The organism is Chromohalobacter canadensis (genome assembly GCF_029544075.1).
In the GTDB taxonomy this organism is placed as follows: domain Bacteria; phylum Pseudomonadota; class Gammaproteobacteria; order Pseudomonadales; family Halomonadaceae; genus Chromohalobacter; species Chromohalobacter canadensis_A.
Window position 1 is genome coordinate 23265 of the sequence record NZ_JAJQJH010000010.1, and the last position, 21222, is coordinate 44486.

The 21222-nt window shown below is 58.9% G+C and carries 22 protein-coding genes and 1 tRNA gene; 6 read left to right on the forward strand and 17 right to left on the reverse strand.

Annotated features, from left to right (window positions below; translation table 11 throughout):
• Positions 1–69: 69 nt before the first annotated feature.
• From LUN51_RS12405 to LUN51_RS12460, 12 genes are all read right to left on the reverse strand, one after another.
• A complete protein-coding gene (locus tag LUN51_RS12405) occupies positions 70–447 on the reverse strand; it encodes a hypothetical protein (RefSeq protein ID WP_040243448.1) in 378 nt (125 codons plus the stop codon).
• Between the two features lie 16 nt (positions 448–463).
• On the reverse strand, positions 464–925 hold the full coding sequence (locus LUN51_RS12410; RefSeq protein WP_040243451.1) for a flavodoxin domain-containing protein: 462 nt from the start codon (positions 923–925) through the stop codon (positions 464–466).
• 161 nt (positions 926–1086) lie between these two features.
• Positions 1087–1395: an integration host factor subunit alpha gene (gene ihfA / locus LUN51_RS12415; protein WP_040243453.1), complete on the reverse strand. Its 309-nt coding sequence runs from the start codon at positions 1393–1395 to the stop codon at positions 1087–1089.
• 28 nt (positions 1396–1423) lie between these two features.
• On the reverse strand, positions 1424–3805 hold the full coding sequence (gene pheT / locus LUN51_RS12420) for a phenylalanine--tRNA ligase subunit beta (RefSeq protein ID WP_246894591.1): 2382 nt from the start codon (positions 3803–3805) through the stop codon (positions 1424–1426).
• A 26-nt stretch (positions 3806–3831) separates the two neighbouring features.
• Positions 3832–4851: a phenylalanine--tRNA ligase subunit alpha gene (gene pheS, locus LUN51_RS12425; protein ID WP_246894590.1), complete on the reverse strand. Its 1020-nt coding sequence runs from the start codon at positions 4849–4851 to the stop codon at positions 3832–3834.
• 146 nt (positions 4852–4997) lie between these two features.
• Positions 4998–5351 (reverse strand): 50S ribosomal protein L20, encoded by a 354-nt coding sequence (rplT, locus tag LUN51_RS12430; RefSeq protein WP_040243460.1) that lies wholly within the window; start codon positions 5349–5351, stop codon positions 4998–5000.
• A gap of 52 nt (positions 5352–5403) precedes the next feature.
• A complete protein-coding gene (gene rpmI / locus LUN51_RS12435) occupies positions 5404–5598 on the reverse strand; it encodes a 50S ribosomal protein L35 (RefSeq protein ID WP_097023764.1) in 195 nt (64 codons plus the stop codon).
• 82 nt (positions 5599–5680) lie between these two features.
• A complete protein-coding gene (gene infC / locus LUN51_RS12440; protein WP_075368739.1) occupies positions 5681–6250 on the reverse strand; it encodes a translation initiation factor IF-3 in 570 nt (189 codons plus the stop codon).
• Between the two features lie 7 nt (positions 6251–6257).
• Positions 6258–8153, reverse strand: coding sequence for a threonine--tRNA ligase (gene thrS, locus LUN51_RS12445; RefSeq protein ID WP_277811509.1), 1896 nt, complete (start codon positions 8151–8153; stop codon positions 6258–6260).
• Between the two features lie 275 nt (positions 8154–8428).
• Positions 8429–9310 carry an OmpA family protein gene (locus tag LUN51_RS12450; protein ID WP_277811510.1) on the reverse strand — a complete coding sequence of 294 codons (882 nt, stop codon included), beginning with the start codon at positions 9308–9310 and terminating at the stop codon, positions 8429–8431.
• Positions 9311–9574: 264 nt separating this feature from the next.
• Positions 9575–10726, reverse strand: coding sequence for an amidohydrolase (locus tag LUN51_RS12455; RefSeq protein ID WP_246942338.1), 1152 nt, complete (start codon positions 10724–10726; stop codon positions 9575–9577).
• 21 nt (positions 10727–10747) lie between these two features.
• On the reverse strand, positions 10748–11215 hold the full coding sequence (locus LUN51_RS12460) for a DUF2489 domain-containing protein (RefSeq protein WP_246942340.1): 468 nt from the start codon (positions 11213–11215) through the stop codon (positions 10748–10750).
• A gap of 202 nt (positions 11216–11417) precedes the next feature.
• On the opposite strand from LUN51_RS12460, the gene LUN51_RS12465 reads away from it, so the two are divergent.
• Complete coding sequence (locus tag LUN51_RS12465) at positions 11418–12863, forward strand: SLC13 family permease (RefSeq protein ID WP_277811511.1); 1446 nt, start codon at positions 11418–11420, stop codon at positions 12861–12863.
• Positions 12864–13018: 155 nt separating this feature from the next.
• Here LUN51_RS12465 and LUN51_RS12470 read toward each other — a convergent pair whose 3' ends face one another.
• Together LUN51_RS12470 and LUN51_RS12475 are read right to left on the reverse strand one after the other, a co-directional pair.
• Positions 13019–13747, reverse strand: a complete 729-nt coding sequence (locus tag LUN51_RS12470; RefSeq protein WP_277811580.1) for an LrgB family protein — start codon at positions 13745–13747, stop codon at positions 13019–13021.
• A gap of 2 nt (positions 13748–13749) precedes the next feature.
• On the reverse strand, positions 13750–14133 hold the full coding sequence (locus LUN51_RS12475) for a CidA/LrgA family protein (RefSeq protein WP_277811512.1): 384 nt from the start codon (positions 14131–14133) through the stop codon (positions 13750–13752).
• 249 nt (positions 14134–14382) lie between these two features.
• On the opposite strand from LUN51_RS12475, the gene LUN51_RS12480 reads away from it, so the two are divergent.
• A tRNA-Pro gene (locus LUN51_RS12480) sits at positions 14383–14459 on the forward strand.
• 142 nt (positions 14460–14601) lie between these two features.
• Positions 14602–14805, forward strand: a complete 204-nt coding sequence (locus tag LUN51_RS12485) for a hypothetical protein (protein WP_277811513.1) — start codon at positions 14602–14604, stop codon at positions 14803–14805.
• 89 nt (positions 14806–14894) lie between these two features.
• Here the strand turns inward: LUN51_RS12485 and LUN51_RS12490 are convergent, their stop codons facing one another.
• From LUN51_RS12490 to LUN51_RS12500, 3 genes are all read right to left on the reverse strand, one after another.
• Entirely contained in the window at positions 14895–15029 is a 135-nt protein-coding gene (locus tag LUN51_RS12490; RefSeq protein WP_277811514.1) for a hypothetical protein, read from the reverse strand.
• Between the two features lie 96 nt (positions 15030–15125).
• On the reverse strand, positions 15126–15557 hold the full coding sequence (locus LUN51_RS12495; protein ID WP_277811515.1) for a hypothetical protein: 432 nt from the start codon (positions 15555–15557) through the stop codon (positions 15126–15128).
• Positions 15554–16240 carry a TetR/AcrR family transcriptional regulator gene (locus LUN51_RS12500; protein ID WP_277811516.1) on the reverse strand — a complete coding sequence of 229 codons (687 nt, stop codon included), beginning with the start codon at positions 16238–16240 and terminating at the stop codon, positions 15554–15556. The genes LUN51_RS12495 and LUN51_RS12500 overlap by 4 nt, the downstream gene beginning before the upstream one ends.
• A gap of 246 nt (positions 16241–16486) precedes the next feature.
• On the opposite strand from LUN51_RS12500, the gene xdhA reads away from it, so the two are divergent.
• The 3 genes from xdhA to xdhC are packed head-to-tail and all read left to right on the forward strand — an operon-like array spanning position 16487 to position 21187.
• Positions 16487–17929 carry a xanthine dehydrogenase small subunit gene (gene xdhA / locus LUN51_RS12505; protein ID WP_277811517.1) on the forward strand — a complete coding sequence of 481 codons (1443 nt, stop codon included), beginning with the start codon at positions 16487–16489 and terminating at the stop codon, positions 17927–17929.
• A complete protein-coding gene (gene xdhB, locus LUN51_RS12510; RefSeq protein WP_277811518.1) occupies positions 17913–20312 on the forward strand; it encodes a xanthine dehydrogenase molybdopterin binding subunit in 2400 nt (799 codons plus the stop codon). The genes xdhA and xdhB overlap by 17 nt, the downstream gene beginning before the upstream one ends.
• Positions 20309–21187 (forward strand): xanthine dehydrogenase accessory protein XdhC, encoded by an 879-nt coding sequence (gene xdhC / locus LUN51_RS12515; RefSeq protein ID WP_277811519.1) that lies wholly within the window; start codon positions 20309–20311, stop codon positions 21185–21187. The genes xdhB and xdhC overlap by 4 nt, the downstream gene beginning before the upstream one ends.
• The last annotated feature ends 35 nt before the right edge of the window (positions 21188–21222 follow it).

Consider the following 21222-nt stretch of genomic DNA (forward strand, 5'->3'; position numbering starts at 1 on the left):
CCACAGGACCGGGGGTTTTGCGTTCAAACCGAGCGCGGCTCAAGATTCGGCACGGCGCGCAGAGAAGACTCACCGCCGAGCCCGCCAGCCTGTCGAAATAGCATGAAGTAGCAAGCCTGCTGTAGCACCATGCGACAGCACGGTCGCCCACTCAGCCCGGGCGCTTGCCAGGCCGTAATGCCAAGTGGCCATCACCATCCCTCCGACCACGAATGACATGGCCAACCACTTGAGCCGTGTCGGGAGCAGATGTCGCTGCTTTTCGGTCATGCGTCGCCAGTAGGCGATGATGACGACAACCAACCCTAAGGCGACCATGACCAACAAACCACTGTGGGTGTCATAGCCCCCTAGTTGATAGCGCGGCCAAGAGCACAGCGTCACGAGAAGAAGCCCGATCATGACGCTCAAGCGTGCAGCGGAGGGTGACGTCGTAGTGTCACTCATGTCGTAGTGTCACTCGTCACGTGGCCTGCAGCCCTTGCTCGTCGATCCATGATTCGACCCATGGAATGGCGGCATCATCGGCCATGAAAGTCTCCATGGCGTCGATTTCCAAACGCTCGCCCAAGCGTTGGGCACCAAGATCCTCCAGCAAGGCATCCAGCGCCCGCCCTGCACCACAGAACGTCTCGCCATAGGAACTATCTCCCAGGGCAATCAATCCATAGCGACACTGGTTTAGCGCAGGTGGCGATTCACGGAGATCACGCGCAAAGGGCACGAAGTTGCCGGGAAAATCACCACTACCGGTCGTGGAAACGCAGAATAAGGCGAGATCGGGTAAAGGATCGAGGTCGTCGAGAGTAGGCTGTTCTATGATCGACACCTCATAGCCTACTTGCTCGAAAAGCGGCGCCACCTGCTCGGCAACGTCTAGGGCACCACCGTACATGGTACCTACGAAGATTTTGATGCTTGGCATGCAGTTCAGTCGTCGATTAACGGTAAAATGTGCGCGCCATGTTAGCACATGCATGACACGTCGTTAGCGTCTCGAATGAAGATGAACGACACAAACCCGGGCGCTCGTAAGCACCCGAGATCACCCGAGATTGTGTTATCGCATGGGCGGACACTGCAGCGTCAGTGAATAACGTCTGCGTCGTCGAAATCTTCGACCCGCGCCTTGAGCTTCTGTCCAGGGCGGAACGTCACCACGCGACGCGCCGAAATCGGGATTTCTTCGCCGGTCTTGGGATTACGTCCCGGACGTTCGCGCTTGTCGCGCAAATCGAAGTTTCCGAACCCGGACAGTTTAACCTGCTCGTTTTCGCGTAGGCAGCTGCGAATTTCTTCGAAGAAGGCTTCGACCATCGACTTTGCTTCGCGCTTGGAAAAACCCAGCTCAGCATGTAGATGTTCGGCCAAATCCGCTTTGGTCAGCGCCCCCATGCTCTCATCCTCGTAACGGCTAATGGGATTAACTCCTCAAGACCGCCGCGAAGCGCATTTTCGCCTCGCCGACGATGGCATCGACTAACTGATTGATTTCATCGTCATTCAGCGTGCGCGAAGGATGCTGCCAGGTCAAGCCCAAGGCAAGACTCTTGTGGCCTTTTTCGATTCCCTCGCCTTGGTAAACGTCGAAAAGTCGCATGTCGACCAGCCATTCCCCGGCCTGCTCGCGCATGGCATCCATCAAGGCCATGACCGGCACATCGTCACTCACGACCAACGCCAGATCGCGACGCACATCCGGATGCCGTGACAAAGGAGCGAAGGTCGGTAGGTTCCCCTGAGTCAGCGCCTCCAACTCCAGTTCGAATACAAAGGCATTGGTCTTGATACCCAAACTAGCACGCACCCCGGGATGTAAGGCACCGACCCAGCCCACATGGCGATCGTTACACAGAATCCGAGCCGTCTGACCGGGATGAAGCCCCGGATGCTCGCCGGCATCGAAACGCCATGCATCAGGCTGCTGAGTCAACGCCATCAGACTTTCCAGATCCCCCTTGAGATCGAAGAAGTCGACGCCCTCGCGAGAAGAAGACCACCCTTCTGGTTGTCGCGGCCCACACACGATGCCCCCGAGCATCGCAACCTGCTCGAGATCATCCAGCTCACCACGGAACACGAGCCCAGTTTCAAACAGCCGGATACGTGCTTGCTGACGGTTGAGGTTGTGACTCAACGCCTTGACCAGCCCAGGTAGCAAGCTCGCCCGCATGACCGACATATCGGACGAAATAGGGTTGGCCAGATAAGGCGCCACCGCCCCCGGGGTCAACGCCTCTTGCAGCTCGGGCGCGACGAAGCTATAGGTAATCGCTTCCTGATAACCGCGTGCCACCAAGTGTCGACGCAGACGCGCCAGCGGCTGGCTCGATTCGTTGGAGGCACTTAATTTCAGACGTGCGGAAGGGCGTCGCACAGGGACCCGGTCATATCCATGAATACGCGCCAGCTCCTCGATGAGATCTTCCTCCAGCGCGATATCGAAACGCCAGCTAGGCACCGCCACCCGCCAACCTGAGTCGATGGCGTCGACGCGCATACCAAGGCGCGACAGGATGTCAACGACATCGTCACCGGCCATGACCAGGGCCAAGCACTGATCGAGACGCTCGCGACGCAAGACCACTTCATGCCCCAGCGGCAAATGATCGGGGCTCATGACGTCGGTCACGGGGCCCGGCTCTCCCCCGACGATGCTCAACAGTAGCTGCGTGGCCCGCTCGATGGCGACTTGCGCCAATTGCGGGTCGACGCCGCGCTCGAAACGGTGTGACGCATCGGTATGCAGGCCATAAGAACGCGCCTGTCCCGCCACCGCCAGTGGCGAAAAGAACGCCGACTCCAGGAAAATATCCTGCGTCGAGGCATTGACGCCGGAAGACTCACCACCCATTACCCCGGCAATCGCCAACGGTTGCTTTTCGTCGGCGATCACCAGAGTGCCCTCGCGCAAGGCAATTTCCTGGCCATCGAGCAACGTCAAGCGTTCCCCATCTTGCGCTTCGCGGACCACGATGGCGTCATTCAAGTTTGCCAAGTCGAAGGCATGCATCGGCTGCCCGAATTCCAGCATCACGTAATTGGTGACATCGACGATCGGGTCGATCGTGCGAACACCGCTGCGACGCAGGCGCTCAGACATCCATAGCGGTGTGCTCACCGAGACATCGACGCCACGGATGATGCGCCCTGCATAACGCGGACATTTCGCTGGCGACTCGACACGTACCGGAAACGACGCTTGATGCACCGCCGGGACCATGTTGGCATCCGGCACCGTTATCGGTAGACGGCTCAACACACCCACTTCACGCGCTATGCCCTTGAGACTCAAGCAATCGCCACGGTTAGGCGTCAGATCCACCTCGATGGCATGATCGTCCAGCGCCAGCCAGTCGCGCAGGGACACGCCAATGGGCGCCTCGCCGGACAACACCAAAATGCCCGCCGAGGTACCTTCTTCCAATTCGAGCTCAGAGGCCGAGCAAATCATGCCTCGCGATTCCACACCACGCAGCTTGGCTTTCTTGATCTTGAAATCGCCGGGAAGCGTTGCATTCACCCGAGCGAAAGGCACCTTCTGCCCGACCGCCACGTTGGGAGCGCCACACACGACTTGTACCGGTTCATCGCCACCATCATTGACCTGGCAGACATTGAGCTTGTCGGCACTGGGATGAGGCTCTTTAGCGACCACCTCGGCGACGACGACACCTTCGAAGTCGCCCGCTACTGCCTCGATGGCATCGACTTCTAGCCCGGCCATCGTAATCCGGTCTGCAAGCGCCTGCGTCGTGAGTTCGGGCGACACCCAATCGCGCAACCATGTTTCGGAAAATCTCATGTTTCTTCCTGTGTCCTAGTCGCAGATCAGCCGAACTGGCGCAAGAAGCGCAAGTCGTTCTCGAAAAATAGCCGCAGGTCATTGACGCCATACCGCAACATGGTCAATCGCTCGGCCCCCATACCGAAGGCGAACCCCGTATAACGCTCGGCATCGATCCCTGAATGCCGAAAGACTTCGGGATGAACCATGCCGCAGCCCATGACTTCCAACCAGCCGCTATGGGAACAGACGCGACAGCCTTCACCACCACACATCACGCACTGAATATCGACTTCGGCGGAGGGCTCGGTGAATGGGAAATAGGATGGTCGAAAGCGGACAGAAAGCGTCTCACGCTCGAAGAAAGCCTTGAGGAAGTCTTCGATAGTGCCCTTGAGATCAGCAAAGCTGACGCCTTCATCGACCAACAAACCTTCCACCTGGTGGAACATCGGCGTATGCGTGAGATCGGAGTCGCTACGATACACGCGCCCCGGGCAGACGATGCGGATCGGCGGCGCTTGCTCCTTCATGGTACGCACCTGAACCGGTGACGTGTGCGTGCGCAACAATCGCGAAGCATCGAAATAGAAGGTGTCGGCCATGCCCCGCGCCGGGTGATGCGCAGGAATATTGAGCGCTTCGAAATTATGATAATCGTCTTCGATTTCGGGGCCCACGGCCACATCGAACCCAATATGCGCGAATAACGATTCGATACGCTCAAGCGTACGCGTAACCGGGTGCAAGCCGCCCGTCGTCTCGCCACGGCCAGGTAGAGTCACGTCGATGCGCTCTCGTGCCAAACGCGCATCGAGCTCGGCATCCTTAAGCGTTTGCTTACGCGACTCAAGCTCATCCGATAATATCTGCTTGGCCTCGTTGATCCGCTCACCCGCTTTAGGGCGCTCCTCTGGCGGCAGTTGACCAAGACCTTTGAGAAGCGCGGTAATCTCACCCTTCTTGCCCAGAAAATGCACTCGAACCTCGTCGAGCGCCTGGACATCCTGCGCGCCCTCGATGGCGGCGCGAGCCTCGGCGACCAGTTGTGGGAGGTGGTCCATCCGTCTAGCTCCGATGCTAAGTGCCCATGATAGACCATCGCATATAAGGGGATGGCCCAGACAAAAAAACAGGGGAAGAGCGGCTGCTCTCCCCCTGCGGCTTCATGCGCATGATGAGACACTCATAAGAATATCTCATCCGGCCATTACTGAGCAGCCTTGGCCTTGTCGACGATCGCGGCAAAGGCAGACTTTTCATGGACAGCGAGATCGGCCAGTACCTTGCGGTCGATCTCGATGCCGGACTTCTTCAGACCGGCAATGAAGCGGCTATAGGACAGACCGTTAGCACGAGATGCCGCGTTGATACGCGCGATCCATAGCGCACGGAACTGACGCTTGCGCTGACGACGGTCACGATAGGCGTACTGACCTGCCTTGATGACCGCCTGTTTGGCAACGCGGAATACGCGAGAGCGCGCGCCGTAATAGCCTTTGGCCTGCTTCAGAATCTTCTTGTGCCGACGACGAGCGACGACACCACGCTTAACACGAGTCATGGCTTACTCCTGACTTTTAAAATCGACAACCTGTACTTTTGAATACAAGTACTTAGAGGTTCGGCAGCATGCGTTGAACCAGGTGCTTGTCGGCATCATGAATCTGCTTCATGCCGCGCAGCTGACGCTTACGCTTGGTCGACTTCTTGGTCAGGATGTGACTGCGGAAAGACTGCTTGTGCTTGAAGCCATGGGCAGTCTTCTTGAAGCGCTTCGCAGCGCCACTGTTACTCTTGATTTTAGGCATGAGGGAAAACTCCACTCGGTTTCTTCAGAAAACCCGGGGCCGGCAGTCGGCGGTGCCGACTGCCCGTTCAACCGCCAACGGATCACTTCTTTTTGGGCGCCAAGATCATGATCATTTGACGGCCTTCCATCTTAGGGAAAGACTCGACAGATGCCATGTCTTCGAGGTCAGCCGCGATCCGTTCCATCAGCTTGCGGCCGATGTCCTGGTGCGCCATCTCACGACCTCGAAAACGTAGCGTGACCTTACCTTTGTCGCCCGCTTCGAGGAAACGAATCAGGTTTTTCAACTTCACCTGATAATCGCCCTCGTCAGTACCGGGCCGGAATTTGACTTCCTTGACCTGGATCTGCTTGGTTTTCTTCTTCTGAGCCGCTTTTTGCTTTTTCTGCTCGAAGATGAATTTGCCGTAATCCATGATCTTACAAACGATCGGATCGGCATTGGAAATCTGTACGAGGTCCATACCTTCTGCTTCGGCACGCTCCAAGGCATCGCTGGTTGGCACGATACCAAGCTGTTCACCGTCGCTGGCGATCAAGCGAACTTGATCTTCGGTAATCCGCTCGTTCATTGGTGGGCGCTTTTCCTGTGGACGCCCTCTTGGGTTGCTTCTCTTGATGGTTCCGTCTCCACTTTTGCCTTGGAAGATGTCGCTATTACCGCTCGGCCTTCACCTTGTCGATGAAAGCGTCCACCGTCATGCTGCCTAGGTCTTCGCCGCCGCGCGTACGCACAGCTACCGAGTCGGCCTCGACTTCCTTATCTCCAACCACAAGGAGATAGGGGACCTTCTGCAACGTATGTTCGCGAATTTTAAAGCCGATCTTCTCATTCCTCAAGTCTGTCTTGACACGCAGACCGAGTTTCTGCAAACGCAGCGATACCGACTCGGCGTGATCGCGCTGGGCATCCGTGATATTCAGGACCACTGTTTGCAGAGGTGACAGCCACAACGGCATAGCCCCCGCATAGTGTTCGATGAGAATGCCAATGAAACGTTCCATTGACCCCACGATGGCGCGATGCAGCATGACCGGCGCCTGACGAGACCCGTCTTCGGCCACATACTGTGCCCCCAGGCGGGTCGGCATCATGAAATCGACCTGCATCGTGCCCACCTGCCACTCACGCCCCAGGCAATCACGCATATGATATTCGATTTTAGGCCCGTAGAAAGCCCCTTCACCGGGAAGTTCTTCCCACTGCACGTCACAGCGACCCAAAGCGGTACGCAACGCCTCTTCCGCTCGATCCCAATTCTCGTCGCTTCCCAGACGCTTCTCGGGACGTAACGCAATTTTGACGGCGATCTCATCGAAGCCAAAATCACGATAGACTTCCAAAGCCTGGCGATGAAAGGCCGTCACTTCAGACTCGACTTGCGCTTCGGTGCAGAACACATGGCCATCGTCCTGGGTAAAAGCGCGGACACGCATGATGCCATGCAAGGCGCCTGAAGGCTCGTTGCGATGGCAGCCACCGAACTCGCCATAACGCACCGGAAGCTCGCGATAGCTGCGCAGGCCGGAATTGAAGACTTGCACATGCCCAGGGCAGTTCATCGGCTTGAGCGCATACTCGCGCTTTTCCGATTCGGTGAAGAACATGTTGTCGGCGTAATTGTCCCAGTGGCCGGACTTCTGCCACAGCGAAACATCCATGATCTGCGGACACCGGATTTCCTGATACCCACTGTCCTGGTAGACCTTGCGCATGTATTGTTCGACAGTCTGCCAGAGCGTCCAGCCTCGCGGGTGCCAGAATACCATGCCCGGCGCTTCTTCTTGCATGTGAAAGAAATCGAGCTTGCGGGCCAGCTTACGGTGATCGCGCTTCTCGGCTTCCTCCAAGCGCTGGAGGTAAGTCTTCAAGGCCTTCTTGTCCGGCCACGCCGTCCCGTATATGCGCGTCAGCATTGGCTTGGTGGCATCCCCCCGCCAATAGGCGCCCGCCAGTTTAGTAAGTTTGAAAGCTTTCAGGTGCCGCGTATTCGGGACATGCGGCCCACGGCACATATCGATGTATTCTTCATGATGATAGAGACGAACGGTCTCACCATCGGCGATGCCTTCGACGATTTCTTGCTTGTACGGCTCAGCGCGTTCAGCGAAAGTCGCCAGAGCCTGCTCTTTCGACACGTACTCACGAACGACATCGTATTCACGCTCGATAAGCACCTTCATACGTTTTTCCAGCGCGTCGAGGTCGTCCGGCGAGATTGACTGGCCGAAATCGATATCGTAATAAAACCCATCGTCCACGACCGGCCCAATCGCCATTTTAGCGTCGGGATAAAGCTGCTTGACGGCGTGCCCCAGGAGGTGGGCGCAGGAATGGCGGATAATCTCCACCCCTTCATGATCGCTCGCCGTCAGGATGCTGACCTCGGCGTCACGCTCGATTAGATCGGCCGCATCGACGGCAACGCCATCTATCTTTCCCGCCACACAGGCCTTGGCAAGCCCCGTGCCGATAGATTCGGCAAGCTGCATGACGGTCAAGGGTGAATCGAAAGTTTTCTGACTGCCATCAGGCAGGGTCACGATGGGCATGCAAAATCCCTTATATTCAGTGGTGGCCCATACCAGGGACCACATGAAACGATGAAGATGAAAAGCAATGAGGGAAAGCTATCGGCCTACTTCCTTTCCCTTGCGTGTCATACGCTTGCAACCCCACGACTGAGACTGGAAGGCAGCACAAACGCATGAAACGATGAATTGCGCACACTAGCAAGCCCGCGGAATGCCGTCTAGTCGTGCCAGTGGCACAAATAAAAAGAGGCGCCCGAAGGCGCCCCTTTCTTCGATCATGAACTGAGCAATCGTTATTCTTGCTCGCCCATCTCAACGCGACGGTTTTCAGCACGGCCTTCAGCCGTCTCGTTGGTGGCGATCGGATCCTGCTCGCCATAACCCATGGTCGTGATGTTGTCGCCATCCACGCCCTTGGAAACCAAGTACTCCTTCACAGAGTCGGCACGACGCTGAGAAAGATCCTTGTTATAGGAAGCGCTACCGATGGAATCGGTATACCCTTCCAGGCGGACATTCACACTCTCGTTGGCAGCCAGTTTCTCGGCAACGCCATCGAGAATGTTTTCCGCATCGCTGGTGAGCGTGGCGGAGTCGAACTCGAAGTTCACATCATGCAGCACCAAATCTGCCGGGCAGCCTAGCGCATTGACTTCTTCGCCTGCCGGTGTGTTGGGGCACTGATCCTGATAATCCGGGACGCCATCACCGTCGCTATCAAGCGGGCAGCCCCGAGCATTGACGTCGACACCTGCCGGTGTTCCCGGGCATTCGTCTTTGTAGTCCGGAACGCCATCGCCGTCACTATCAAGCGGGCAACCTTGGGCGTCTACCGCAACGCCAGCCGGCGTGTTGGGGCACTGATCACGGTCATCGGGAACGCCATCACCGTCACTGTCCACTACCTTGTCGGAATAATCAGCGCATAGCAAAGCCCCTGCTGTCGCACCGCCGACGCCACCAAGGGCAGCACCGGTATCTTCGTCCGAGTCACTGCTCGATGCATAGCCAATGCCACCACCGATCAAGCCACCAGCCAAACCACAGACAAAGGGTGACTTGTACCATGCTTGATCATCGGAATGGGACATGGACTGAGAACCCGAAGTAGCACAGCCTGAAAGGCCGACCATCATCGCGGAACCGAGCAGCAAGCCAGTCGTAGATTTTTTCATATGTAAGACTCCTTCTTAACACAGCGCTAGTCGTAACGGGACGTTACCCAGCGGGGTCCGAGTATAGAAGCGGTTCCCGGTGGGAGAAAGACTTTTCACCCTTCCCTCATCAAAAAAGAAAGCACAAAGCCTTTCGTTTAGCCAGTGCTTTACCCTTCACCAGCGCTTCTACCGATGAGTTCCCCTTCATCATTATGCATTATCGGAATTGATGCAAACCCAAATGAACGAATGCCCCCCTGATGTCTCATTTTTGTACAACTATCACGCGCTCCCCTGGTAGCGTCTAACCAAGCGTTCGAACAAGTCGATGCCTGGAGTCAGCATGGCGTCCGGAAAATCGTAGCTGGGATGATGCAAAGGATGGCATTGCTCGCCACTACCCAAGGTCAATAACGCCCCCTCGCCTTGCGCGGCAAGCCATCCAAAGTCTTCCGACCAGCGATGCGCCGCAGACAACTCACGCAGCGGTAACGCCAAGGCCTCTACTTCCTCACGTATCGCCTCGACGGCGCGTGGATGATTGTGAGTCGCCTGAAAGACATCGCACCAATCGATTTCGATTCCTAGATCGTCCTCTTCGGCCTCGACCCGGGCCAGCGATACTGCCGCTTCCGCCAGGGCACGCATCATCGCGTCGTCTTCGGTACGCAAGGTGGCCATCACCTCGGCCTGCCCCGGCGACGTGCCAAAGGCCACTTCCCCCAGACGCGCATGAATCAGCGTCACCATGACCAGCCCTTGATCGTCTGGCAATTGCTGCGGCAGACGCTTCAATCCCTGCAGAATCCGGCACATTGCCAAGGCCGGATTACGGCCCTGCTCGGGATGGGCCGCATGCGTGCACACCCCATTGAGACGCACGATCAACCCTCGCGAGGCGCACGTGAATGCCCCTGACCTTACTGAGACCTCACCTAACGGCTCACCTGGCAAGTTATGCAGTGCGAAAATATGATCGGGAGCGATTTCCTCAAAACGTGACGACTCGACGACACCCCGAGCGCCTCGGCCCGTCTCCTCGGAGGGCTGAAACAGCAGCACCGTTTCGCCATACGCTGGTGGATTTTTCGACAAGCGTTGCGCAAGCCCAAGCAATGTCGCCATATGGCCATCATGGCCGCAACTGTGTGCCACATGCTCGCACTTCGACCGCCATGCCACCTCCGCAGTCTCGCCAATGGGAAGCGCATCGAGCTCGGCACGAAACATCACCCGCGGCCCGGGGCACTCGGCGGCGAAAATCCCCGCTACGCCATGCCCTCCCAAGCTTGTCACGATACGTGTCGCTCCCGCTTCCTCAAGCCATTCGGCGATGCGCCGCGCTGTCGCGACCTCTTGTCCCGACAACTCTGGCTCAGCATGCAAACGGTGGCGAATTTCAGTCGGATCAAGCGACATAAACCGATCTTCCATGCCCTTCTCCTACGTCATGGTTCACTGCGCGCCTGTCGGCCATTCGCGTTTGAACACCAGAACCTGCCGCGCCGCCTCGTGGAGCCCCGCATAGCGCTCTTCTTGCAGCGCGATACGCTCGCGATCCTCCGCAAAGCGTTGCTTGGCCGACAAATCCTGGCGCGAAGAATGCGTGTGCAGATGCTCCGTGCGCCGATAAATCTCGGCAAAGACCTTGAAATCCTCGCGCTCGAGCAACGCGGGATCGATGATATCAAGCAGCACCTTACAGCGGAGCGCCCCCTCCACCAGGTCCACTTGATCCCCCTGCATAGCCGTCGCGATCGCCTCGAGGCTCTCGAGACAATTACGGTGAGCCCGCGCTATTTCCTCACGCTGTGCCGCCTCACGGCGCTGCACTTCTCGCCATAATCGCCATGCATATCCCACCAAACCAGCGACGACCAGCACCGCCAACACCACCAAACTCCAGCCCACCGCTACGGACATGCTCGCACCTCAATCAAATACGTTTAGTTAATCGGCAACGAGCGCGGACATTACCGAGCTTGCCACGTTGCAACAAGCCATGTAGGCAAGGCCGCACAAACGTGCTTAGACCAATGACTAAGCCACCAAGCATTAATACTTTAGTAGCATTACAAGCATCGTAAGCCAATTAATCATTGTGCCGCTCGCAAGGAGGCAATACATGAGCGAAGAGACTAATGACAAGCGCGGCCTCAGTGCTTCGCAAATCGGCCTATGGCTAGGGCCGCTATGGGTCATCCTATGCCTGGCCGTACCTGCGCCAGCCGATATGTCGTCACCGGCATGGGCATGTGTCGGCTTTGCATTGCTGATGGCTACCTGGTGGGCCACCGAGGCCATTCCCATCCCCGCAACCTCGTTGCTGCCCATGGTGCTGGCCCCCGTACTGGGCATCGATGAACTCGATGCCGTAGCAGCCAGTTACGCCGACCCTATCATCTATCTCTTCCTGGGGGGCTTCTTGTTGGGCATCGCGATGCAACGCTGGAACCTCCATCGGCGTATCGCCTTGAAAGTCCTCAGCATCGTTGGTCAGAAACCACGCCAGCAAATCGCGGGGTTCATGATCGCTACAGGCTTCATCAGTATGTGGGTCTCCAATACGGCCACCAGTATCATGATGCTGCCCATTGGCATGTCCGTCGTCAGCTTGCTGGGTGATGGCGACTCACGTGAGGTCTCGCGCTACGCTACCGCCCTGCTGCTCGCCATTGCTTATTCTGCCAGCATAGGCGGCGTCGCCACACTCATCGGCACCCCGCCCAATGCCTTGCTCGCGGGATATCTCTCCGGCGAAGGTATCGATATCGGCTTCGCCCAATGGATGACCATCGGCTTGCCGGTCAGCATCGTGATGATGGCCGTGACATGGTGGTGGTTGACTTACAAAGGGTTCGATTTGCAACAAAGCAACGATGGCGGGGAGATGATTCGACGCGAACTCGAATCGCTCGGCCCAATGACCTCCGCCGAGCGCCGGGTCGGCCTGATCTTTCTCATCGCTGCCGCCACCTGGATGCTGCGCCCTCTTTTGAATCAGGTTGGGCTCGACTGGCTATCGGATACCACCATTGCCCTGGCTGCCGGTATTGGGCTGTTTCTCGTCCCCAGTCGAGACAAGACACGTGGCGCTCTGCTCGACTGGGATAGTGCCAAGGAGCTTCCCTGGGGTGTGCTGCTGCTCTTCGGCGGAGGGCTGGCGTTGGCAGGAATGATCAAGAGCTCCGGTCTGGCCGAATGGATCGCTCAACAGCTTTCGATCTTCAGCGTATTCCCGTTATTGATGCTGGTGGGCATCATCGTGCTGGTCATTATCTTCCTGACTGAGGTCACCTCGAATACGGCCACGGCAGCGGCCTTCCTGCCGCTTCTAGGTGCACTCGCCATCTCGCTGGACATGGACCCGTTGCTGATCACGGTCCCTGCCGCCATTGCCGCCAGCTGTGCTTTCATGATGCCGGTCGCGACCCCACCCAATGCTATCGTGTTCGCGACGGGGCACATGAAGATTCAATCGATGATACGTGCCGGACTGTTGCTCAACATCGTTGGCACTCTACTGATCACGCTGATCACCGTATCCCTGCTTCGCCTTCTATGGGCTTGACTACTTCATAGGATAAGCGGTCATGGCATATTGAAAGTCGGCGTATGGCAACGCCTTACCGGGCGTTGCCATTTTGGTTACCGCTTTTTAGCTTTAGGCAGATTCTTCGATGGTTGTTCGTAATAGAGGCCATGAAAAAGATAACGGTATAAACATTAAAATCCGAACAAATGCACCAGAGGTGGCAAGATGAAAGCCGTCAGCAGTCCCGTCAGGCCCATCGCCAGTCCCGCAAAGGCACCCGCCACTGCACCGATCGAAGAAAAGGAATAGGCCGTTCCGAAGCCATGAGCCGCCACCCCCATAGTAAAGCCTTGAACACTAGGATCGCGCACCCTGACAAGACGGAAGATGATAGGTCCCAAGGCACATCCAAGAGACCCCGTGATCAGCACCAGACCCGCCGCCAGTGACGGAATGCCGCCCAGCTTCTCTGCGATTCCCATCGCGATGGGTGATGTCACCGACTTCGGCGATAGCGTCAACACGGTTTCGCGGCTGGCCCCCATGAGCATCGCGACCCCCACAGCCGAGGTCACCGCCGTCACGATGCCTGCGGCGCAGCTAAGCAATATCGGCACCAGCATACGCCTGACACGCTCCCGGTAATCATATAGTGGGATCGCCAAGGCAACGGTGGCGGGTCCCAAGAGGAAATGGATGAACTGGGCGCCCTCGAAATACGTCGCATAATCAGTGCCCGTCAGCGTCAGAAAGGCAATGATTATCGCGATGGTGAGCACGACCGGGTGCAAGAAAGGCGTGCCTCCCAGGAGACGATTGAGGTAACTCGCCCCCATGAAGGCCAGAAACGTTACCAGCAAGTGCAACAACGGGCTGGCGGAGAGATATACCCATAATTGCTCGAGCGCGGGAGCGGGCATGCTCATGGACGCTCCTCCCGCCATTCGTCGCGCGGATCTCTGGGTATCGACCGCGTCAACCAAGACATTACTTTTGCCGTGACGGCCAAGGTCAAGGCGGTCGACACCACGAGCGTGACGGTGATAGGCCAGAAGTCCGCCTTGATTAGATCGAAATGCACCATGATGCCCACCCCCGCGGGCACGAAGAGCAGGGTCAAGTAGCGCAGCAGCCCTTCACCACTCGTACGTAGCCCCGTAGGCACGCGGCCATTGATCATCAATCCCACCAAAAGCACCACCATGCCCACGACGGGCCCTGGCACAGGAAGCTGAAGCCCATGCACCAGGATCTCGCCGAGAAACTGGCACCCCAACAGCACACTCATTCCCGCAATAAGAGGCATTGCGTCATCTCCACATGAAACGGCCACATCCTACATCTTTCGTCTAACCTATGCCGCTGTACACTCCAGCTCATGGCATGCCACTCCACTGCCTTATACCTTTCTTCGACGGACATTCATCATCGCCGGGCACTGGCAAGCAGTTGAAAAAAAAGCGCTATCAAGGGTTTTCATTTCCCGGAAGCCAAGGTAGTATACGCAGCGTTCCACGGGCGGCACCGGTTTGAAAGCCTTCCGGAAGAACGTTAACGGAGCGTGGCGCAGCTTGGTAGCGCGCTGCAATGGGGTTGCAGAGGTCGCTGGTTCGAATCCAGTCGCTCCGACCAAGATTGTCAAGAAAAACCGCCGCTTATGGGTCAACCATAGCGGCGGTTTTTCGTTGTGTTAGCATCATGGTGATGATTGCTTGGAACACTCGTTGATATGACGAGTCCCACGTTCAGATACCGCCCTTCCAGTGAGGCCAATATGCTGCATGACGCCATTGAGATACGGAAAATCGCCGGCCCTGATGAGAACGACGTCCGTTATGAAGTCTACGATAGCGATACGGGCGTGAGCCTGGGGCTTTACCAAAGCATGGAACACGCCGAAGCCGAGCGTCAGCGAATGAAGGCGTCCGACAATGAGGTCAAGTCAGGCGAAGCGGACGACGACCCCAGCGTGGAATGAACATTCCAAAATGGCTTGGCAATCTCTGCCAAGCCATTTTGGCTACACACGCAAGAAGTTTCAGCGCCAAGCAACCATCCATGACGCCTCTACCGATGGCGCCATAGATCCCACCCGATTCCGCCAGCGATGCCAGCAATGACGCCCACCAGCACATTGCCGACCACTAACCACGTGACTAGTCCAACCATGATGCCAAGCAGTGCTCCAGGAAGTTCTTTCATGGCATCTCCAAAAAGCCTTAGATGCTGAACGAGAAACTGAGTTACATAGGGCTGAACGCATCATGATGCACACAGGCCCATGCATCCCAACACCCGTCAAGCCATCTGCTGCCACTCGATCAAGGCCGCTGCCACAGCGTTAGGGTCCCATCCGCTGCGATGCAGACTCGAGGACATGATCGCAGCCTGCGCACCTTGGCGTGCCACGAACAAGCGATACCCCAGATAATCGCCACGTTCACAACGTGCATTGACTTGCCCACATACCACGCGATTGGACGGTCCGCCGACACGAGGACCAACGGCGCGGATATCGCGAAAAACCGCGGTAGCGGGATATTTGAGCAGCTTCCGGACGCTTGCCTGAGCCAGATACATCTCTTCATCGGTCGCCGACGTCCATTGCAAGTGATCGCGTGCAATCTGCGCCGTGATCGCTCCTGGTTTATCGGGGGGCTGCGCTGGCAGCGACGATGAATCGTCGAGTAAGCCGCCGCTGACCAGGAGCAAGATGCCCCAAAGTTTCATGTTAACTCCTTACCTTGGATATCTTGGAAATGACGCTTGCTGTCGATGTCAGATGGAGGTCGAACGCCACATCCCTTGAGGATGACGTGACACAAGAAATCGGTGATCGCACGGTAATCGCTTTCCCCAAGCGCCCCCTGGTCGGTGATGCTCAGTATCTGCGCCTCGAAATCTGCATAATGTTGAGTGGCCGACCAGATCAAGAAAATCAGCCACACCGGATCGACGGGATCCATCAAGCCTTTTTCCGCCCAGCGCTCGAAGACACGCGCCCGCGAGCGCACCCACTCGCGCAGCTCGCCGTGCAAGTATTCCTGCAGAAAAGGCGCGCCTTGAAGCACTTCGGCGGCGAACAACCGAGAGCCTTGGGGATGTTGCCGCGTCAGGCGCATCTTGCTGCGGATGAAGCCTTCCAGCACCTCGCCCGGATCGTCGTCCTCGCCAATATCGTCAAGCATAGCGTTCCAGCGCGCCATCATACGCTCGAGCAGCGCCACGTACAGCTTACGCTTGCTGCCTACATAATAAAGCACGTTGGATTTAGGGAGCCCTGCCGCTTCAGCGATGGCCTGCACGCTCGCACCTCGATAACCATGAGACGCGAACACACGCTCGGCCGCCTCGAGAATCACGCTTTCATTGCGTGCCCGCGTTCCCAATTCGGGTGAATTCATCGATGTCATGGCCGCTCTCTTTGTCTGCCGGTAGAGAAGTCTGCCCCAGCGAGCGTCGCCAGTGCAACGCACACTAACGCCCTGCCGCCGCAGTCGAGCGATCAATTTAGCCCACCTCGGCGCGCGATAAACAAGCGCAAAAGGGACTTGTCATACGCGCTGTTTTGATTAAGGCTTAACAGAGTTGACCATATGGTCATATCGGCATGCGCAGTGCGCGCCTCGGATCACAATGACAACCCGATGGACACTCCGATGATCGAGTTTTATCTCAATGGCGAAGCGCAACGCTGCGCATCGCTAGCGCCGGAGACCAGCATTCTGGAACTCTTGCGCAACGAATTACAGCGAACCGGCACCAAGGAAGGCTGCGCCTCGGGCGACTGCGGTGCGTGCACGGTCGCCATCGGAGAGCCAGGCCGCGGCGGTCGTCTTGACTATCACAGCACTAATGCCTGCATCACCCCAGCCCATCAACTGCAGGGTCGGCATCTCGTCACCGTTGAGGGGCTCGCGCGCGGCGATGCCTTGCATCCCGTCCAAGCCGCCATGGTCGAATGCCATGCTAGCCAGTGCGGTTTCTGCACACCCGGCATCGTCATGTCACTGTTTACACTCCACGAACGCCAGCGCCAGTCACCGGTAGCGCTAGACGATGCATGCCTCGAAGCAACGCTGGGCGGCAATCTATGCCGTTGCACGGGATACCGCCCCATCCAGAAAGCCGCACGCCATATGGCCGATCAACCCGACGTGCGACCGCCCTGGGCGGAAGACCCAAGGCTCGACGACAATGTCGCAGCCCTGGGTGACACGCTCGAGGCCACCGGCTATGCCATCCCGAACACATTGGAGACCTTGCACGCGCTGCGTCGCCAATATCCGACAGCGCGCCTGGTGGCCGGCGCCACCGACCTGTGGCTCGAGGCCACGCAACGGCTCGAGGCCTTCGAGACCCTGATCGACGTCAGTCGCGTCACCGAATTGCAGGCAATCGACGAGACACCCGACGGCTGGTGGATCGGGGCTAGCGTCACCTACGCCCGCCTCGAACCGCTGCTCGATGCGCATTATCCCGCGTTCGCCCGACTATTGCGGAGACTGGGCTCCGCACAGATCCGTAATCGCGGCACTCTAGGTGGTAACATCGCCAATGCTTCGCCCATTGGCGACACGCCACCGATCTTGCTCGCGCTCGATGCCCACTTGGCACTGGAAGGCCCCAATGGCGCCCGCACACTGCCCTTGGATGCCTTCTTTCTCGACTATAAGCGTACCGCCCTCGAGCCCGGCGAATTCATCCGCGCCATCTTTCTGCCACGCCCCGAACACGACCAGCATCTCGAGGTCTGGAAACTTTCCAAGCGCCGCGAGGACGATATCTCGGCGGTACTCGGCGCCTTTGCCTGGCGCGAGGAAAATGGTTGTCTGCACGATGTTCACCTGGCTTTCGGCGGCATGGATGCCACGCCACGGCGCGCCCAGGCCACCGAAGCCGCCCTGGAGGGGCATCCCCCCGATATGGCGACATTCGATGCGGCTCGCCAAGCGCTCGCACGTGACTTCCAGCCACTCGACGACGTCCGTGGCTCTGCCGCCTACCGCCGCCTCGCAGCCGCCAACTTGCTCGAACGCCTGCGCCTGACGATCGACCACGACGCTACCCAGGAGGTCTGCCTCGATGCGTACGCTCACTGATCTCTCACGCCCGCCGGCCGGCCCTGAAACAACCGACCGCCACACTGCACCGGCAGAACCCCGGCAAGCCCCCACGCATGACAGCGCCACGTTGCATGTCACCGGCCGCGCGCGATATCTCGACGATCAGCCCGCACCGGTGGATGCGCTACATGTTGCGGTGGGGTTGAGCCCGACCGCACGCGGCCGGCTTACGCAGCTGAATCTCGACGCCGTTCGCCGTGCCCCCGGCGTTGTCGATGTCATCACCGTGGTCGATATTCCCGGCAAGACCGACGTCGGCCCGGTGTTTCCGGGCGATCCACTGCTCGCCGATGCCGAAGTGCGCTATGTCGGTCAGCCGCTGTTCGCGGTGGCCGCCACCGATTTCAAGGCAGCGCGCCGTGCCGTGGCACTTGCCGAGGTCGAGATCGACGCTCAGCCCGCGCAGCTTGATGCCGTTGCCGCCGCCGAGGCCGAGGAATGGGTCCGGCCACCGCATGTTCAGCAAAGTGGTAATTGGCAACAGGCTCTTGCCGGGGCCGCTCATGTGCTCGAGGCCGAGCAATTCGTCGGTGGGCAGGAGCACTTCTACCTCGAGGGGCAAGCCTGCCTGGCACTGCCCAACGAGGACGACGGCGTCATTGTGCATACCTCAAGCCAACATCCCAGTGAAGTGCAGAAACTCATCGCCGAGGTGCTAGGCGTGGCATTTCATGCCGTGACCGTCGAAGTGCGTCGCATGGGCGGCGGTTTCGGCGGCAAGGAAACCCAAGCCGCGCCGTGGGCGTGTCTGGCCGCGCTGCTCGCCCGTCGCACCGGGCGCGCCGTCCGCATGCGCCTGCCGCGCGGCGATGACATGCGCGCCACCGGCAAACGCCATCCCTTTCATAACCGCTATCGGTTGGGATTCGACGCTCAGGGCGTGCTGACAGGAGGTGATATTACCGTCATCGGTGACTGTGGCCATTCGCCGGATCTGTCCGAAGCCATCGTCGACCGCGCCATGTTCCATGCCGACAACGCCTACTCGCTGGGTGACGCCCGGGTCACCGGGATCCCTGCGCGGACGCACAATCCATCCAATACCGCTTTTCGCGGCTTCGGCGGCCCTCAGGGCATGATGATCGTCGAACGCGCCATGGACGATATCGCGCGGCACCTGGGCGAAGATCCGCTGACGATCCGCAAGCGCAATCTCTATCGTCCCGGCCGAGATGTCACCCATTACGGGCAACACGTCGAGCAGACCGCGCTACTGCATGAGATCGTCTCGCGGCTAGAAACCGACAGCGACTACTGGGCGCGACGCGACGCCATCCGCACTTACAACGCCAGCAGTCCGGTGCTCAAGAAAGGCCTGGCGCTGACTCCGGTGAAATTCGGCATTTCGTTCACTGCCAAGCACCTCAATCAGGCCGGAGCACTGTTGCACATCTATACCGACGGCAGCGTGATGATCAATCACGGCGGCACCGAGATGGGCCAGGGGTTGCACACTAAAGTCGGGCAAGTCGTGGCCCGCGAGTTGGGGCTCGACAACAGTGCCGTGCGCATTTCCGCCACGCGCACCGACAAAGTACCCAACACCTCACCGACGGCTGCCTCCAGCGGTGCCGACCTCAACGGTATGGCGGCCCGCAACGCGGCCATGCAGGTGCGCGAGCGGCTTTTCGATTTCGCCGCCGAGCATTATCAATTCGACCGCGAGGCCATTCGCCTGGAGAACGGCGATCTTGTGGTGGGCCATGGCGAGAACGAACACCGCATCGCCTGGGGTGAGCTCATTCAAGCTGCTTACCTGGGGCGCGTGTCGCTATCGGCAACGGGGTTCTATGCCACGCCGTTGATTCACTACGACCGCACCACCGGCCAAGGGCGCCCCTTCTACTATTACGCTCATGGTGCGGCCGTCTCGGAGGTCATCGTCGACACGCTGAGCGGCGAATATCGTGTGACCCGCGTGGATATCCTGCACGACGTCGGCGACTCGCTGAATCCGGCGATCGACACGGGCCAGGTCGAAGGCGGTTTCATTCAGGGCATGGGCTGGCTGACCAGCGAAGAGCTCAAGTGGGACGCCACCGGCCGCCTGCTGAGCGATGGTCCGGCGACCTACAAAATCCCCACCATCGGCGATACACCGCCCGACTTTTGCGTCTCCCTGCTCGAGGGACACCCCAATTCACAGGCCAGCCTGTACCGCTCGAAGGCGGTGGGCGAGCCTCCCTTCATGCTGGCGATTTCGGTATGGTCGGCGCTCCGCGACGCACTATCGAGCCTCGCCGATTATCGCGTGAGACCCGCCCTGGATACCCCGGCCACGCCGGAGCGCGTGCTCTTCGCCGCGCAGGATTTACGCCGAGTGCCTGAAACGAAGACGCCAGCGGAGACGCCGCGATGAGCGCTGAGACCTGGCACAGCGCCTTGCACCGCCTGCAAGACGAAGCCGCGCCTCACGTGCTGATCAGCGTCGTTGGCGCCGAAGGCTCCACGCCGCGCGAGCCCGGCGCCAAGATGGTGGTGACCGCCGACGCCTGCCACGACACGCTCGGCGGCGGCCGTTTCGAATACCAGGCCATCGCCTGTGCACGCGAGATGCTCGCTGCCAGCACCCGTGGTGAGCAGGCAACCACACCGCGTCTAGAAGCCTTCCCCTTGGGTGGGCGCAGCGGGCAGTGTTGCGGCGGGCATGTCAGCTTGCTGTTCGAGTACTTCGCGGGCGCCGAGAAACACATCGCCCTATTCGGTGCCGGCCACGTCGCACAGGCTCTCGTGCCCTTGCTGGCACCACTTCCCTGGCGGATACACTGGTTCGACAGTCGCGCCGAGGTCTTCCCGGCACTTGTACCCTCAGCGCGCGTCGCTTGTCATCGCCTCGACGAGAATGCCCTTGCGCCGGCCATCGAGACGGCCCTGGAAAGCCTGCCCCACGGTGTCCATACGCTCGTCATGACCCATGACCATGCCCAGGACCGCCGCCTCGTCGACGCCTTGCTCAGCCATGCCGGCGTAGCCTCTATCGGATTGATCGGCTCGCAAAGCAAGTGGGCGAGTTTCCAGCGCCCCCTGCGCGAGGCCGGACACGACGCGACCGCATTATCGCGGGTACGCTGCCCAATCGGTATTCCCGGCGCGGGCGGCAAACATCCCTACGAGATCGCATTGGCCATCGCCGCCGAATTACTGACCTTGGCCCCGGCCGAGGTCCACGCGCCACAGCGTGGGGTACTGCCCGCCACTTGGCGCCACGTCACCGGCCAAGATGTATGCCTCTGAGACCGGGCGCCGGAGCTCCTTTTCCGTCATTTTCT